This window comes from Nostoc sp. (assembly GCF_036919595.1).
In the GTDB taxonomy this organism is placed as follows: Bacteria; Cyanobacteriota; Cyanobacteriia; order Cyanobacteriales; family Nostocaceae; genus Nostoc.
Window position 1 is genome coordinate 1 of the sequence record NZ_JBALCO010000119.1, and the last position, 15,921, is coordinate 15,921.

Consider the following 15,921-nt stretch of genomic DNA (forward strand, 5'->3'; position numbering starts at 1 on the left):
ATTTCTTCATAGGTAGGGCAATGATAGAATTTAATTTACTCTTTTTTTTTGGCAATAGCTCCTACCAAACCACCCAAGTATCACGTTTCTCAATTGTTCCACCTCATTAGTATGGAAGCAAAGCCTTCTATTATAACATAAAAATAATTCTGCAAGAGGTCTAATTCTTCTGAGCTACTAACTTGCTGTTACAAAAACTGTAACAGTCCCATTTTTCTATTGGAGCAAATGCAATAGTTAATCATTGACACAGTGTCTGCGTAAACTCTGACCACAGATCGGGAATCTTTCGCAACTGAGGTAGTATGATGATTCGGCAAAAATATAGTAGTATGAGAGAAAATTTTATGCAAAGACGTTATGGTGTGAGTCTAGGCAGACGTTATGCTCTGGCATCTGCAAGTGTTGTTCTATTTAGTGTATTAGGGTATTCTCAAATCGATAGTAATAAAAGTGCCCTTGCCCAATCTAGTTTACCTCAGCCAGAAACTCCATCGCAAAAAAAAACACTCAAGACTGATACAAAAATCCTTGAGTCTAGCAATAAGTTTGGCTTCAAACTATTTTCAGAACTTCTTAAAAGTGATAATGGTAAGAAGAACGTTTTTATCTCACCTTCGAGTGTGGCGATCGCTCTAGCTATGACCTACAATGGCGCGAGCGGCACGACTCAACTAGCGATCGCCAAAACCCTGGAATTACAGGGGATAAATCTGCAAGAAATCAACTCTTCTTACGCAGCGGCATTAAAACAGCTTTTAGACAATTCAGATCCAAAAGTACAACTGAAGATTGCTAACTCACTTTGGGCAAATAAAAATGTTAGCTTTCGGCCAGACTTCCTCCAGAGAACGCAGAATTTCTATCAAGCTAAGGTCAGCAATTTAAATTTTCAAGATCCCGCAGCACTTAGTATTATCAATAACTGGGTAAAAGAGAATACTAATGGCAAAATCGATCAGATAATTGGAAAAATTGAACCAGATAAAGTGTTGTTTCTGATTAATGCCATATATTTTAAAGGAAAATGGAGTAAAGAATTTGATAAAAATCAAACTGCTCAATACCCTTTTTACAGCACACCTGGCAAGCCAAAACAACACCCGATGATGTCACAAAGTGGTGACTATAGATACTATGAAAGCAAACAATTTCAGGCAGTTAGTTTACCTTACGGTAAAGATGGCAAATTCAGCTTTTATATTTTCCTGCCGAAACAGAACTCTGACCTCAAAGCCTTCTATCAAAACTTGAATGTTGAGAACTGGGATAAATGGATGACTCAGTTCAGCGAACAAAAAGGGCTCATTCGTTTACCCCGCTTCAAAACAGATTATGACGTTACACTCAATGATGCCTTAAAAACTTTAGGCATGGAGGAGGCTTTCAGCAACAAAGCCAATTTTTCCGGCATGGGTAAAAATTTTGCCATTAGCGAAGTTAAGCATAAAACTTTTGTGGAAGTGAACGAAGAAGGCACGGAAGCGGCTGCGGCTACTTCAGTGGGAATAGTAGCAACAGCTTTGAGACAGGAACCAGAACCATTCCGAATGATTGTTGACCGTCCCTTCTTCTGTGCGATTAGGGATAATCAGACGGGAAGGGTTTTGTTTATGGGTTCGATCATTGACCCACAGTAAAAAATTCAAAATTCCTTCATTTTAAATTTTGAATTTTGAATTTTGAATTTAATTCTAGGGTAATGTTGCTTCCGAAATACTCAGAGTGTTTTTAGCGTCAGCTTTCGGGGACTCATTTGCTGCAACGGGTGCAGTTATCTCCCCAGTGGCGCTGTCGTTTGTCTCACTACCAGGACGCAAGGCACTTAAGGCGGTCTTAATTACAACAGCTGTAGGTACTGCCACAATTACACCTAACAGTCCGCCAATTCTTGCCCCTGTTAAGACTGAAATTAAAATCCAAACTGGATTTAAACCCGTAAAGCTGCCTAAAATTCGGGGGGCAATTAAGTTTTCGAGAATTTGTTGTACAATCACTGCTGCTATCAAGACTCTCACACCCATTGAGAAATCTTGCAACGCTACCAATAGTGTAGTCAGGGCGATGCCTACAGAACCGCCAAAGGGAACGAGAGCCATCAGTCCAATAGTTAGGCCAAATAGCAGCCCGAATGGCACTTTTAGCCACAAAAAGGTAGGAATCAGGGCTGATGCCATGCAAGTAGATAAAATTAGCTGGGTGATGAAGAAATTTTGGAAGCTGAGGCGGACTGTTTTGGAGAAAGGATCGCGAAATTTATTAGGTAGCCATTCCACTAAACTTTGCCAGAGTTCACCCCCATGCTGTAAAAGATAGAAAGTCAAAACCATCGTCAAGAGAATATCTAGCAGACTAGTGACTGTAACTACCGCCAGATTTAAAACTTGTCCAGCGATCGCTTGTAATTGTCCCTTGACGCGATCATTGATTTGCACTACTAGAGCATCGAGGTTAATCGGTAAGCCGAAAGTCTCGGCTTTTTCGTTTAATATCATTAACTGAGAGCGTCCAGAGTCGATCAACTCTGGTAAACGAGCCACCAGTTGTTGGGCTTGGGTAAGGGCCAGCGGAATAAGTGTAACACCCAACGCTAATAAAATTGATAAAGCCAAGAGAAATACTAGGATAGCGACTTGCTCTCGCCTAGCACCATGATGCTCCATCCAGCTCACGGGGTAGTTGAGCAGAAATGCTAGCACTGAGGCTCCAACTAAAATGACTATGAGAGAATGGAAATAATTAAAGAATATCGAAAGTGCCCAACCATTTAGAACTAGCAGCGGCAGGAATAACGCGATCGCCCCGATTCGCGCTATTGGTGTGAATCTTTGCCACCAGTCGAGTAGCTTGCGTGTCTGCATTTTGAGCTGATTGCGGGATAGAACTAAATGAAATCTTTCTTTACAGCTTATTATCTCTGACTATATGAGTCTTATTCATCCTTCTAATTTAGGAGTTAGACTAACCTACATGGAAAACTTTGAACCGAAAGAGAATAGGGAGTGGGAAGAAGAGGGACAAGGGGACAAGAAAGACAAGGGGACAAGGAGAATAACCATACCCAATGACGCTACTTGCTCCACTTGGGGACACCCCAAGACCGCAGTGGCTCCCCAATCCCCAATGCTCAATGCCCCATGCCCCAAGTCTAAAACACAGTCGCTCTTATATTTGATTCCGATCATCGGCTTTTTCCCATCCTTGTGGACTCTCTATCGGGGCCAGGGTAGTCGGGAACAACTTGCTATTAGTCGTCTGTCTATTACTTTGGCGCTTACTTGGCTGTTGGGATATCTATTATTAGCTACCGGTGCAGCAACTTCAGATTTATTAACGCTACGTCTATTTATCCTCAATAGCTTTCTCACATCAGGTTACTTTTTAGTAAGTGTCTGGTTGATTTTGCGCCTAATGCAGGGCAAATCTGGGCGTTTACCAGGGTTTAATACTTTAGCAGAACGAGTGCTGGGTAAGTATTTATCTTAATTTTTTCGGATGATACTTTTCCAGTATTTTTACTTATTTCCTAAAAAAATCCGGTTGATTTATCTATATATCTAGTCAAATCCAGTTTATTATTGCCATACTTCAGTAAAACATCTCTAGATTAGCCCAAAAGAAGGAAAAATGTTGCTATAAGTGTTGTGGTTGACACTACATTAAAAAAGTTAGCACTGATAATTAAGAGTTAGCTATTATGGGTTGATTTGCCTGCATGTTTTTAGTCTGCAAATTTACCGAATTTGATTAGTGAGTAAGTGTGAGGAAGTCTGTGACCATTCAAAGAAGTTCGGCGGAAGAAAACCAGTCGGGAAAAGCCTCTAAGTCCAGTAAAAAAATTTCTCAGAACTCGAAATCCGGACGTTGGCTGTGGTTTTGGGTAGGGATGAGTGGTATTGCAATGGTGTCAGCAACAGCAGGGGCGCTTTTGGCGGTGTCTTTAACCAGTACGCCTTTGCAACAAGCCCAGCTAAGTCCAAAGGATGAGGCGGCCTTTGATGGCGATCGCATCTCTGGAAGTGGGCTGCGATTTTCACAATTAACTCGCCCAGTGAATCTCTTAGTTTTGGGGATGAGCGTACTTCCCCCGGATATCCAAAACCCTCCCCCAGAAACCAAAAACCTCAGATACCAGCCCCAGGTAAATTCCTTTGATGGTCTTTCCGATGTGATGCTCTTGCTCAAATTTGATCCAGAGACGAAAAAAATAATCATGCTCTCTATTCCCAGAGATACCCGCACACAAATAGAGGGGTATGGAGTGAAAAAAATTAATGCTGCTAATGTTGACGGTGGGCCAGCTTTGACTGCCAGAACCGTCAGTAATCTCTTAGGTGGGGCGGGAATTGATCGCTATATCCGAATTAACGTTCTGGGAGTTGCCAAGCTAATCGATGCTTTAGGGGGCGTAACAGTCTACGTCCCCAAAGATATGAAGTACCAAGATGATTCCCAGCATTTGTACATCAATTTGAAGGCGGGTAAACAGCATCTAAATGGCGATAAGGCACTGCAATTGCTGCGTTTCCGCCATGACGAACTCGGAGATATTGGCCGGATTCAGCGGCAGCAAATGGTCATGCGTGCTTTGATGGATCAAACACTTAACCCAGCTACTGTGGCTCAATTACCTAAAGTTCTTGATGTAGTGAAAGACCATATTGATACCAACTTGACGGTTGAAGAATTATTGGCACTTATGGGTTTTGGGGTGCAGACAAATCGCTCCAATATGCAAATGTTAATGCTGCCAGGTCGCTTTAGCGAGAAGAATGAGTTTGATGCTAGCTATTGGTTGCCCAACAAAGATGGTATTGCCAAACTGATGGCTCAACACTTTGGGTTGGAATCAGAACAGGAACAGCAAGCGACTGCAACTGATCCACGCTCTCTACGTGTAGCAATTCAAGATAGTACAGGTGGCGATCGCTCTAATCTCCGACCATTAATTAGAGCCTTGGAAAAATCTGGATATCGCAACATTTATGTAGCCAAGGCATGGGGTGAACCTCTAGATGTAACTCACATTGTCGCTCAACAAGGAGATGGTGACAGTGCCGAATCAATTCGCAACACATTGGGATTTGGTGAAGTGCGTGTGGAAAGTACTGGCAACCTCGGCTCGGATATCAGTATTCAAGTGGGTCAGGATTGGTTGCAACAAAAATCTATTTTAAAGGAGTCGCTGACCAAATAATTACTAATGACGCTCTCTACGAGACGCTGCGCGTAGCTTGCTTCCCTGTAAGGGTACGCGGACTCGCTACCGCTACACTAACGTAATTTGGAATTAATTACGAGTTATATTGACACCCTGAAGTGATCAGATCCATGTTTTTAACTGAACTGTTTACACTGCCACAAATGCTGCTGAGAGTGAATTTACTACCTGGTTGAGTTGTTGGAGTTTAGCTGCTACCACACCATTGGTTAATAATTCTTCTGCCTTAGCTAAACCCTTTAACATATCTGGACAAATTCCACTCCGCCATAGGTGAAATCCGCCATTCCACAAGGCTGTTTCCATCAATTCGCCTGGTTTACCTGCTAAAACCGCCTGAATATCCGCCACTAGTTCTTCAGTAGTTCCAAGGGGTACGTTCTTGGTAGTAAAGCCGTAATCACGTGGTACTAGGTGCAATCGTTCTACCTCTTGGGATGCTACGGATGGAGATAAGCTAATGATCGCAGTGCGATCGCGCGGTAAGTCGCAACTACCTTCCAATCCTTTTACTAATGTAAATTTTGTTACTCCCCGCAGCCCCAGAGCTATCTGAAACATCCCTTCTGTCGGCGGATGGACAAACCCAGCAACTACGTGAGCATCCCCGGCATAAGGACACCATATTAGCTCCATTGTTGCCAAAGGCGGACGCTTGCCAAGTTGGTCGCGGTACTCCCAAATACTTTTAGTTAAGGGAAAATGCTGAGGTAGATAAATAAAGCCGATTCCCGTTTGCTCAAACACCTGCTGGGTTTTTGCTAGTGGTAGCGTAGTCCAATTGACTCCTAAACCCTGCCAAATCTCTATTAGGGATAAACCGTATTTCGTTGGGAGGCGATCGCCACCGTGCATTACCACTGGTTGTCCAACTGCGGCGAGTAGTAAAGCTGTTACCGGACTAATTGGTGCTGTACGTGTTCTGCCATCATAAGGTATACCAAAAGCGATCGCTGGTCGTCCAGAAACCATTGGTTGCAGTTTTGGCCCCAGTTCCTCATAGGCATCCAACATTCCTGCTAACTCTTCCCCCGTAGGCCGCTTAATTCGATGAGCAATCAAAAACGCTCCGATTTGGGCTGGTGTAGCTTCACCCAGCAGCATCATTTTAGTAGCGGTGGCTGCTTGGGCGCGAGTTAAATTCTCGGCTGTGTGATTTCCGCTACCTACTTTTTGCAGGAATTCCTTAAATAGATTGCTCATTTATCCTTTGTCCTTTGTCCACTGTCATTTGTCCATTGTCCTTCTGAAAATGACTAATGACTAATGACTAATAACTAATCACACTTAAGAAGCCGATCGCTGCTGATCAATTTGTAATGGTATATTTTCGCGCACGAGTTGCCAAAAGTGCTTGATGGGGGGAATTTGAAGTCGGTCTTGAGTTGTTACTATAACTACCCGACGAGTCAAACTGGAACCATCTGCTAAACCACTAGTATTATTGCTGGCTAAGGAACGAATTGCCAGCGTCGCGTCTTGGCGTGCTTCTACTAATGCTGATTGAGGTAGCAAAGCTATCAATTCTCCCTGGCGTACTACTCCCCGGAAGGCATCTAGGGTATTTACCTCTAAAGCTGCCTGGAGTTTAGCTTCCATTCGCTCAAATCTATCTTGTATTAAGCGCTGCATCCCATAACCATCTTTAAAAACCACTTGAGGATAACGAATTAGCTCCGACCAAGGGACGCATTCATATTGGGCTAGTGGATGATTGGCTGCTGTTAGAACTTTTATCGGTTCATCATAAAGTACTTCTACCACCATTTCTCTACCAGTGGTTAAAAAGCGATTATTCATCACAATTGCTAAATCCACCAATCCATCTTTGAGGACTTTCAGGGCGCGATCGCTTCCCAATGAAGTTACGCGCAATTGCACATCTGGATAATCATGACAAAATTTTTGCAACACTGGTGGTAAGTAAGATCCACAAACAGAGTGAATCGCCGCGATGCATAGTTCTGGCTGCTTTCCGGCGATTAAATCAGCTAATTCTTCTGTAGCTGTCTGCCATTCTTGGCAAATTTTGCGAACACGGGGTAGTAAACATTCACCTCCGAGTGTCAATTTTCCATGACTTGTTCTGTGAAACAGTTCTATACCTAAATCTGCTTCTAATGCCTGGATTTGACGACTAATCGTCGATTGGGTGACACCACATTTTCGCGCTGCTTGTTGAAAGCTGCCGGTTTGGGCGATCTCTAAAAAAGCTTGCAACTGCTCTAGGCGCATTTTTATGTAACCTGAATTACATTTATATGTTTCATTAAGTTAACGGATTTTTAACCAAAGTTTGGTAAGGTTTGTTACAGGTCTTTTCCTGAGATTTATATTTGTGTAAATCAGGTTTTACCACCTTTATCGTCAATTACCCGCTTTGCATGGAATTTATTGGTAAATTTCGCCGAAAAGGAATTGACTATTTTCTGCTGAAATATATGAATTTTTAGATAAGATTTTCAGTTCATCACATTATGCGGCTGATTATGAGGTTTGAGCAACACAAGTTTTTGTCCAACTTGCGGATAGGGCTGCGATGCCTACGGCGGGCTACACCTACGCGTCATATTTGCATTTACCAATTACGAATATGGCTCCGATCCAAACTTCTGAGTAACTAAACTTTCGATGATACCAACTTTACCACTCAGCTAAAGCGATCGCTATTCCTTGGTGCAAATGTGGTGTGAGTGCAGCATTATTTGCTAATTGCTGCAATTGTTGATGTGCGGCTTCACTATCCAGATTTTTCAGTGCAGCGATCGCATGTAGTCTCACCGATGCATTTGAATCAGCTAGCAGTGAAATCAATGGTTCAATAGCTTGCATTTTGCCTAACTGCCCTAAAGACAGGGCGATCGCACTTTTGATATTGGCAATCTCTGTGGCTGGATGTTGCGTTAGCGTTCGCGGAGCGTCTCGTAAAGAAGCTCGCCGTTCGCGGAGCGTCTCGTAGAGAAGGCATCGCAGTATTTGCAGTAAAATTTCTGCGGCCAGTGTAGTTTGCGGCTTTTGCACTCGCCCCAAAACTGTGACAATTTCTTGCCAAAGTGTCTCGGATGTGATTTGGTTAAATGCTGTTTGTAAATATTCCAAACTGGATGGCGTCCCCACCCAACTTAAAGCGCGAATGGTTTCTAATTGCAGTGTTATCGGTGTATCGGGTGAAATCAGCAAATCAAATAAGTATTTGGCAGCGTCATCACCACCCATCCGAGAAAGGGCAATTGCGGCTGCACAACAAACATCAAGATTAAAGTCGTACAGCTTGGGTTGTAGTCTCGTTACCAAATTTAATGCTTCGCGTAAGTCGGGGCGAAAACCTAAACCAAGCACTGCTGCACGCCTAACTGTGGCGGCTATATCATCCAAAGCGTTTAACAATACTGGCGGTACACGCTCGTCATGAAAACTGCTGAGGGCTTCAATTGCGGCGGCACGGATTGCTGCTTGTGAATCTTGTAATACACTCAATAGCGGGGTGATGGTTTCTAGTTGTCGAATACAGGAAAGCGATCGCACGGCCAAAAGCCGTGTATTTTCATCTAATAGAAGTTCACAGAGGGCAGTGATCGCAACAGTACCTATTTGCCCTAGTGCTGTAGTTGCGATCGCTTTGAGTTCTTCATCCTCATCGATTTTCAACAATTCCACCAAGGGGGCGATGGCTTCAGGGTGCTGAAATTCACCCAAAGTCCGCGCTGCATACCAGCGTAATTCTTCTTCTGCATCTTCATCTTTTAAAATGTCAATGAGTGGTGGGATGGCAATTTTTCCCAAGTGAGTCAGCACTTTGGTAATTTCCCAGCGTTGTTGAAAATCCCCCATCTCTAACATTGAAAGTGTTAATGTCAGCAGATATTCTTGATTTTTAACTATCTCTGGATGTTCAGAGTCTGCCCCTAAAATTAATTGTTGTAAATATTGAATTACTGATGACCAATCAGCTGCATCGTATGCTGTTCGGGCTTGCACCAAAAGCTGGTTGATATTACTCACGATACCCTGAATTGTATTGTTTAACTTGGCTTGACTACAACTGAATTACCCTCAATCTTGGCGGCGTAAGTTTTAAGCGCTTCTGTCGCTGGGCCTTTTTGCACTTTACCATCAACCCCAAATTCTGATCCATGACAAGGACAGACGAATTTTTTTGCCTGAGCTTTCCATCCTACGGTGCAACCTGCGTGAGTACAGGTAGGGTTAACAGCTGTCAGATTTGCAGCTTTAGATGTGCCAACTACCAACACAGGCCCAGCTGGTGAGTTTTTAGCCAGCAATTGGCCAGTCTTATCTAATTCTGCCGAGGTGCCTACTGTTTGCCAATCCCCGGATGCTGAAGTTGTTTGAGAAGAACAGGCTGCGATCGCTACAGGTAGAGAACTCGCTATCCAACCCAAACCTATCCAATTAATAAAATCACGACGTTTCATAGCTGCTGAAATAATATCTAAGTTTTAGCTAACATCTGCCACTCAATTTTAGATTTTAGATTTTGGATTAATCTATGGCAGTCCAAAATCGCTTCAGTTATTTTAAATACTTTTCAGCAAGGGCTTTTTGTGGCTCATTGACTGACTTTGATGCAAAAAATGCATAGTCTTCATCCATTTTCAGCAATTTTACCAAAAAATCGTAACAATTTATACGATTTTAACAGAAATCTCCCTTTAACTTATGAGTATCGAAATTGTTACATGAACAGTATCTAAACCTGCTGACAAATTCCCCAGATATAAATACCGACAAGTTTTCCTTAATTAATCACAGATTGGGGTTTCGCTTTGGAATGCTCTTGAGTAAAAATAATCAGCCGTAAGCAAATATTAAGTTTTTATTCCCAAACCTTCGTAGATACAACACCTGATGGAACTACGGGTTGGTTGATGTTGGGCAATTATCACCATATTTAGTAATTTGTAACCAGAGTCAGACTCATGACAGACACAGCAACTACCACCACCAACCTGAATAAGTTTGAGAAATTCAAAGCAGAAAAAGATGGACTCGCCGTCAAGGGTGAGATAGAGAAATTTGCTGCCCTCGGCTGGGAAGCAATGGACGAAATCGATCGGGATCATCGATTCAAATGGGTGGGTGTGTTTTTTCGCCCAGTCACCCCAGGCAAGTTTATGATGCGGTTACGGATGCCCAACGGTATTATCACCAGCAGTCAAATGGGTGTTTTAGCCCAAGTGGTGCAGCGCTATGGAGATGATGGCTGCGCTGATATTACTACCAGACAGAATATCCAATTACGAGGGATCAGAATTGAAGATTTACCAGATATCTTTAATAGATTTGACACAGTTGGTTTAACCAGCGTTCAGTCAGGGATGGATAACGTCCGCAATATCACAGGCGATCCTGTGGCGGGGTTGGATGCAGATGAGTTGTACGACACACGAGAGTTAGTACAGCAAATTCAAGATATGCTCACCAACAAAGGGGAAGGAAACCCAGAGTTTAGCAACTTACCACGGAAGTTTAATATTGCGATCGCAGGTGGAAGAGACAATTCAGTTCACGCCGAAATCAACGATTTAGCTTTTGTTCCAGCATTTAAAGAGGGGACTGGGCAAGAATTTTCAATATTTGGCTTTAACATCCTTGTGGGTGGCTTTTTCTCAGCCAAACGTTGTGAAGCGGCGATTCCTCTAAATGCTTGGGTGGCTCCAGAAGATGTGGTAGCTGTATGTAGAGCGGTTTTGGAAGTCTTTCGTGATTATGGATTGCGTGCTAATCGGCAAAAATCCCGCCTGATGTGGCTAATTGATCAATGGGGTTTAGAAAAGTTTCGAGCAGAAGTAGAAAACCGTTTGGGTAAATCATTCTTACCCGCAGCAGCAAAAGACGAAATCGACTGGGAAAAACGCGACCACATCGGGGTATATAAACAAAAACAAGCGGGATTAAATTACGTAGGCTTGCACATTCCAGTCGGGCGACTATATGCTGAAGATATGTTTGAAATTGCCCGTTTAGCGCAAGTTTACGGCAGTGGTGAAATCCGTTTCACCGTTGAACAAAACATCGTCCTTCCCAACATTTCTGACTCGCGTTTAGCAACATTTTTAACAGAGCCTTTGCTGGAAAGGTTTTCCATTGACCCAGGTTTGTTGACGCGATCGCTTGTTTCTTGTACAGGCGCACAATTTTGCAACTTCGCCCTGATCGAAACCAAAAACCGCGCTCTGGCAATGATTAAAGCCTTAGAAGAAGACTTAACCTTCACCAAGCCAGTACGAATTCACTGGACAGGTTGCCCCAATTCCTGTGGACAGCCCCAAGTTGCAGATATCGGCTTGATGGGAACTAAGACTCGCAAAAATGGCAAAACCCTGGAAGCCGTTGACATATATATGGGCGGCAAAGTTGGCAAAGATGCTCATTTGGGAACTTGCGTCATCAAAAGCATACCTTGCGAAGACTTGCAACCAGTATTGCAAGATTTACTAATCAAAAACTTTGGGGCCAAACCCAGGTGAGAAGCCTTAGTAGTTAGTAACTGCTAGTGCTTATCGGCGGCATTGGTCAAAGGCTCAACTTTCAGGCTTAAAGGCTTAACCTTCAAGCTTAAAGGCTTAACCTTCAGGCTTAAAGGCTTAACCTTCAGCCTCAAAGGCTTAACTTTCAGCCTCAAAGGCTTAACTTCCCCCTACTCCCCTGCTCCCTCTACCTCTTCTCCGTATTTTATTCAATTAGAAAGACTGGAATGCTTAAAAACTTATTTTCATTCAGCGATCGCTACCGTATCTTACATCAGACTTGGTTTGCTTTCTTTCTCACCTTTGTCTGTTGGTTTAACTTTGCTCCCTTTGCTACAACCATTGGCAAGGAGCTACATTTAGCACCTGAGCAAATCAAAACTTTGGGCATCTGTAACTTGGCCCTGACAATTCCTGCCCGATTAATTATTGGGATGCTTCTGGATCGTTTTGGCCCCAGAATCACCTATTCAATCTTGCTGATGTTTGCGGCTGTTCCTTGTTTAGCGACGGCGCTAGCGCAAGATTTTAATCAACTAGTTATCAGTCGTTTGCTAATGGGAATTGTCGGATCTGGGTTTGTTGTAGGTATCCGCATGGTGGCGGAATGGTTCCAGCCGAAGGAGATGGGAATTGCTCAAGGCATTTATGGCGGTTGGGGCAACTTTGGAGCTTTTGGCGCAGAGTTTACCTTGCCGATACTTGCAGTTTCTACTAGCTTTTTCGCTGGTGGCGCTTCTAACTGGCGGTTAGCGATCGCACTCACAGGAATCATTGCAGCCATCTACGGCATAATTTATTACAACAGCGTCCAAGATACGCCCACAGGCAAAGTCTACAAGAAACCTAAAAAGAATGGTTCTCTAGAAGTGACTAGTATCAAAAGCTTCTGGGCGATGATTGTCTCGAATTTTGGTTTGATTTTCGCCTTGGGTTTATTAGCTTGGCGTTTGGAACAAAAGAATATTCACTTCCTAACTCTGAGTCAAATGTATCTGACTTGGTTGCTATTAGCAGGATTATTTGCTTACCAAAGTTATAAAGCTTCGCAGGTAAATCGAGAACTTCTAATTGGCAAAAAAACCTACGCTCCATCTGAACGCTTTCAATTTGGTCAAGTAGCTTTACTCGAATTCACTTACATAACTAGCTTTGGCAGCGAACTGGCAGTTGTTTCTATTCTCCCGGCATTTTTTGAAAAAACCTTTGGTTTAGAGCATGTTGTCGCCGGGATGATTGCTGCCACTTATCCCTTCCTTAACTTAATTTCTCGTCCTAGTGGTGGCTTTATTTCTGATAAATTTGGCTCACGTAAATGGACAATGACAATTATCAGCGCTGGTATTGGTGTTAGTTATTTCATAGCACATTTTATTAATAGTAACTGGCCGATTCCGCTAGCGATCGCAGTTACAATGTTTGCCGCCTACTTTGCCCAAGCTGGCTGCGGTGCAACCTACAGCATCGTACCCCTAATTAAAAAGGAAGCCACTGGACAAATTGCCGGTAATGTGGGAGCTTACGGTAATTTTGGCGGCGTGGTTTACCTGACAATTTTTAGTTTAACTGACGCATCTACACTATTTAGCACAATGGGTTTAGCTGCCATAGTCTGCGCTTTCATGTGTGCCTTCTTCCTTAAAGAACCAAAAGGTTCCTTTGCCGTTGCTTATGAAGGTGAACTACCAGAAACCGCAACTAAAAACTCTATTTTCTTAACTGAAGAATAATCAGCTGAAGGATGAAGTAGAAAATTCACTATCAAATCTGAATAGGAAACTTTAGACTTTATCCTTTTATAAAAGTCTTAATTCATGAAAATCTCTTTTTCTTTTCTCTGCGCTCTCTGCGTCTCTGCGGTTCGATAAATTAAGCTTTTTAGCAATTGATTGCGTAACATACAAATTTCTCAAACTGTCGCTAAATCTGAGGTTGCACAATCAAAATAACAAAATGGTACAACTGCCATGAGTGAATTTACCAAAACTCTCTGTCCTTACTGTGGTGTTGGTTGTGGTTTAGAAGTTTCACTCCCAGCCCAACATGGCAAAGCAACTAATCGAGATAGCCAAGGAAATCCAAATTGGCGGGTGCGGGGCGATAAAGCCCATCCATCCAGTCAAGGAATGGTTTGCGTTAAAGGTGCGACGATCGCTGAATCTTTAGATAAAAATAGATTACATTACCCAATGGTGCGAGACTCCTTAGATCAAGAGTTCCGGCGGGTTAGTTGGGATGAAACTTTTAATATAATCACGCAGCGCATTCAAACTGTGTGCTTTACCCAAGGCCCAGAAGCCTTATGTATGTATGGTTCCGGTCAGTTTCAAACTGAGGATTATTACATAGCCCAGAAACTCATGAAAGGCTGTCTGGGTAGCAATAATTTTGATGCTAACTCTCGCTTATGTATGTCTAGTGCTGTAGCTGGCTACATTCAAAGCTTTGGCTCAGATGGCCCCCCATGCTGTTACGATGACTTGGAGTTAACTGACTGTGCATTTTTAATTGGTACTAATACAGCTGAATGTCACCCCATCGTTTTTAACCGACTGGAGAAGTATCACAAAAAGAATCGCAAAGTCAAAATGATTGTGGTTGATCCCCGTCGCACACCAACCGCAGAAGCTGCTGATTTGCATTTAGCGATTCGTCCCGGTACAGATATCGACTTGTTAAACGGCATTGCCTACTTGTTGATGCGCTGGAACTACATTGATACCATGTTCATGGACGACTGCACCAGCAACTTTCCCGCATACGCCCAAGTGATTCGCCACTATCCCCCAGAAATAGTAGCTAGTCAATGTGGAATCAGCATTGAAGATTTAGAAACAGCAGCTCGCTATTGGGGTGAATCACAGCGAGTATTGTCTTTGTGGTCAATGGGTGTGAATCAATCCTCAGAAGGGACGGCTAAGGTCAGAACTATCATTAACCTGCACCTGATGACTGGACAAATTGGCAAACCTGGTGCAGGCCCTTTTTCCCTCACTGGTCAGCCAAACGCAATGGGAGGACGGGAAGCCGGAGGCTTGGCCCATTTATTACCGGGTTATCGGACGGTGAAAAATCCTCAGCACCGTGCAGAAGTTGAGGAGTTTTGGGGACTCAAGCCAGGACAGATTTCGCCCAATCCCGGTTTGACTGCTTGGGACATGATTACTGGCTTGGAAAATGGCGTTGTGGAGTTACTCTGGATTGCGGCTACCAACCCAGCTGTAAGTATGCCAGATTTGGAGCGGACGAAGAAGGCATTATTGCGATCGCCTTTTACCATTTACCAAGACGCTTATTATCCTACAGAAACCTCTGCTTACGCTCATGTTCTGCTACCAGCAGCCCAGTGGGGTGAAAAAACTGGTGTGATGACAAATTCCGAACGAGTGGTAACTCTGTGTCAAGCATTTCGCCAACCCCCAAGAGAAGCTAAAGCAGATTGGGAAATTTTTGCCGAAGTTGGACGAAGGTTAGGTTTTGAGAGAGAGTTTACTTTTGCTAACTCTGCTGAAGTTTATGCTGAGTTTGTCAAACTAACTACTGATCGCCCTTGCGATATGACGGGTATCAATCACGCGCAATTACAGACAGAAGGCCCAACTCAATGGCCTCACCTCCAAGAGAGCAGAAAAGCAGGGAGAGAAACCTCTGGAAAGCGATTATATACTGATTTGCGCTTCCACACCCCTGATGGACGCGCTCGATTTGGGGCATATTACTCAAAGGGATTGGCAGAACCACCAGACCCAAATTATCCTTTTGTACTTACTAACGGAAGACTTTACGGACACTGGCATACCCAGACACGCACCGGGCGGATTGAAAAAATTTGCAAAATGCATCCCGAACCATTTATCGAAATTCATCCCCGTGATGCTGCTCACTTAAATATTGTAGATAATCAGTGGGTAGAAGTGCGATCGCGTCGAGGTAAAGCTAAGTTTCCTGCTAAAGTGACAAAAGCGATCGCGCCGGGTACAGTTTTTGTCCCCATGCACTGGGGTTCGCTGTGGGCAGACAATGCCGAAGCTAATGCCCTCACCCATCCCGAATCTTGTCCTGATTCGCTTCAACCAGAATTAAAAGCCTGTGCAGTGCAGCTAATACCAATTTATGGGTCTTGTCCACTTTTGGTGATCATGTTTGGGGATGCTCTCAATTGAGCGATCGCAATCAAAAAAGATACAATGAAACCCATTATCGTAATGA

Annotated in this window: 11 protein-coding genes; 6 read left to right on the plus strand and 5 right to left on the minus strand. The window is 43.4% G+C overall.

Translation table 11 applies throughout. The features are described from left to right. The first annotated feature begins 308 nt into the window (after window positions 1-308). On the plus strand, window positions 309-1,640 hold the full coding sequence (locus tag V7K21_RS18110; RefSeq protein ID WP_335176548.1) for a serpin family protein: 1,332 nt from the start codon (window positions 309-311) through the stop codon (window positions 1,638-1,640). A 54-nt stretch (window positions 1,641-1,694) separates the two neighbouring features. On the opposite strand, the gene V7K21_RS18115 is transcribed toward V7K21_RS18110, so the two are convergent. After that, window positions 1,695-2,861 (minus strand): AI-2E family transporter, encoded by a 1,167-nt coding sequence (locus tag V7K21_RS18115; protein ID WP_335176533.1) that lies wholly within the window; start codon window positions 2,859-2,861, stop codon window positions 1,695-1,697. A 262-nt stretch (window positions 2,862-3,123) separates the two neighbouring features. Here V7K21_RS18115 and V7K21_RS18120 point away from each other — a divergent pair, with 262 nt between their 5' ends. Both V7K21_RS18120 and V7K21_RS18125 read left to right on the plus strand, forming a co-directional pair. Continuing rightward, window positions 3,124-3,486, plus strand: a complete 363-nt coding sequence (locus V7K21_RS18120) for a hypothetical protein (protein WP_335176550.1) — start codon at window positions 3,124-3,126, stop codon at window positions 3,484-3,486. A gap of 286 nt (window positions 3,487-3,772) precedes the next feature. Beyond that, window positions 3,773-5,197, plus strand: coding sequence for an LCP family protein (locus tag V7K21_RS18125; protein WP_335176535.1), 1,425 nt, complete (start codon window positions 3,773-3,775; stop codon window positions 5,195-5,197). A 153-nt stretch (window positions 5,198-5,350) separates the two neighbouring features. Here V7K21_RS18125 and V7K21_RS18130 read toward each other — a convergent pair whose 3' ends face one another. The 4 genes from V7K21_RS18130 to V7K21_RS18145 all read right to left on the minus strand — a co-directional run bounded on the left by V7K21_RS18130 (window position 5,351) and on the right by V7K21_RS18145 (window position 9,657). Then, window positions 5,351-6,424 (minus strand): anthranilate phosphoribosyltransferase family protein, encoded by a 1,074-nt coding sequence (locus V7K21_RS18130; RefSeq protein ID WP_335176537.1) that lies wholly within the window; start codon window positions 6,422-6,424, stop codon window positions 5,351-5,353. Between the two features lie 84 nt (window positions 6,425-6,508). After that, window positions 6,509-7,456, minus strand: a complete 948-nt coding sequence (locus tag V7K21_RS18135; protein WP_335176539.1) for a LysR family transcriptional regulator — start codon at window positions 7,454-7,456, stop codon at window positions 6,509-6,511. Between the two features lie 408 nt (window positions 7,457-7,864). Then, window positions 7,865-9,226: a HEAT repeat domain-containing protein gene (locus V7K21_RS18140; RefSeq protein WP_335176552.1), complete on the minus strand. Its 1,362-nt coding sequence runs from the start codon at window positions 9,224-9,226 to the stop codon at window positions 7,865-7,867. A 17-nt stretch (window positions 9,227-9,243) separates the two neighbouring features. Continuing rightward, the gene (locus V7K21_RS18145; protein WP_335176540.1) at window positions 9,244-9,657 is read right to left on the minus strand and encodes a QcrA and Rieske domain-containing protein; all 414 of its coding nucleotides are present in this window, start codon (window positions 9,655-9,657) and stop codon (window positions 9,244-9,246) included. Between the two features lie 504 nt (window positions 9,658-10,161). Between V7K21_RS18145 and V7K21_RS18150 the strand changes: the two genes are divergently transcribed. The 3 genes from V7K21_RS18150 (at window position 10,162) to V7K21_RS18160 (ending at window position 15,875) form a co-directional block, all read left to right on the plus strand. Next, window positions 10,162-11,712, plus strand: a complete 1,551-nt coding sequence (locus V7K21_RS18150) for a ferredoxin--nitrite reductase (protein ID WP_335176542.1) — start codon at window positions 10,162-10,164, stop codon at window positions 11,710-11,712. A 227-nt stretch (window positions 11,713-11,939) separates the two neighbouring features. Next, entirely contained in the window at window positions 11,940-13,442 is a 1,503-nt protein-coding gene (locus V7K21_RS18155) for a NarK family nitrate/nitrite MFS transporter (protein WP_335176544.1), read from the plus strand. Between the two features lie 237 nt (window positions 13,443-13,679). Continuing rightward, window positions 13,680-15,875, plus strand: coding sequence for a molybdopterin oxidoreductase family protein (locus tag V7K21_RS18160; protein ID WP_335176546.1), 2,196 nt, complete (start codon window positions 13,680-13,682; stop codon window positions 15,873-15,875). Window positions 15,876-15,921 lie beyond the last annotated feature (46 nt).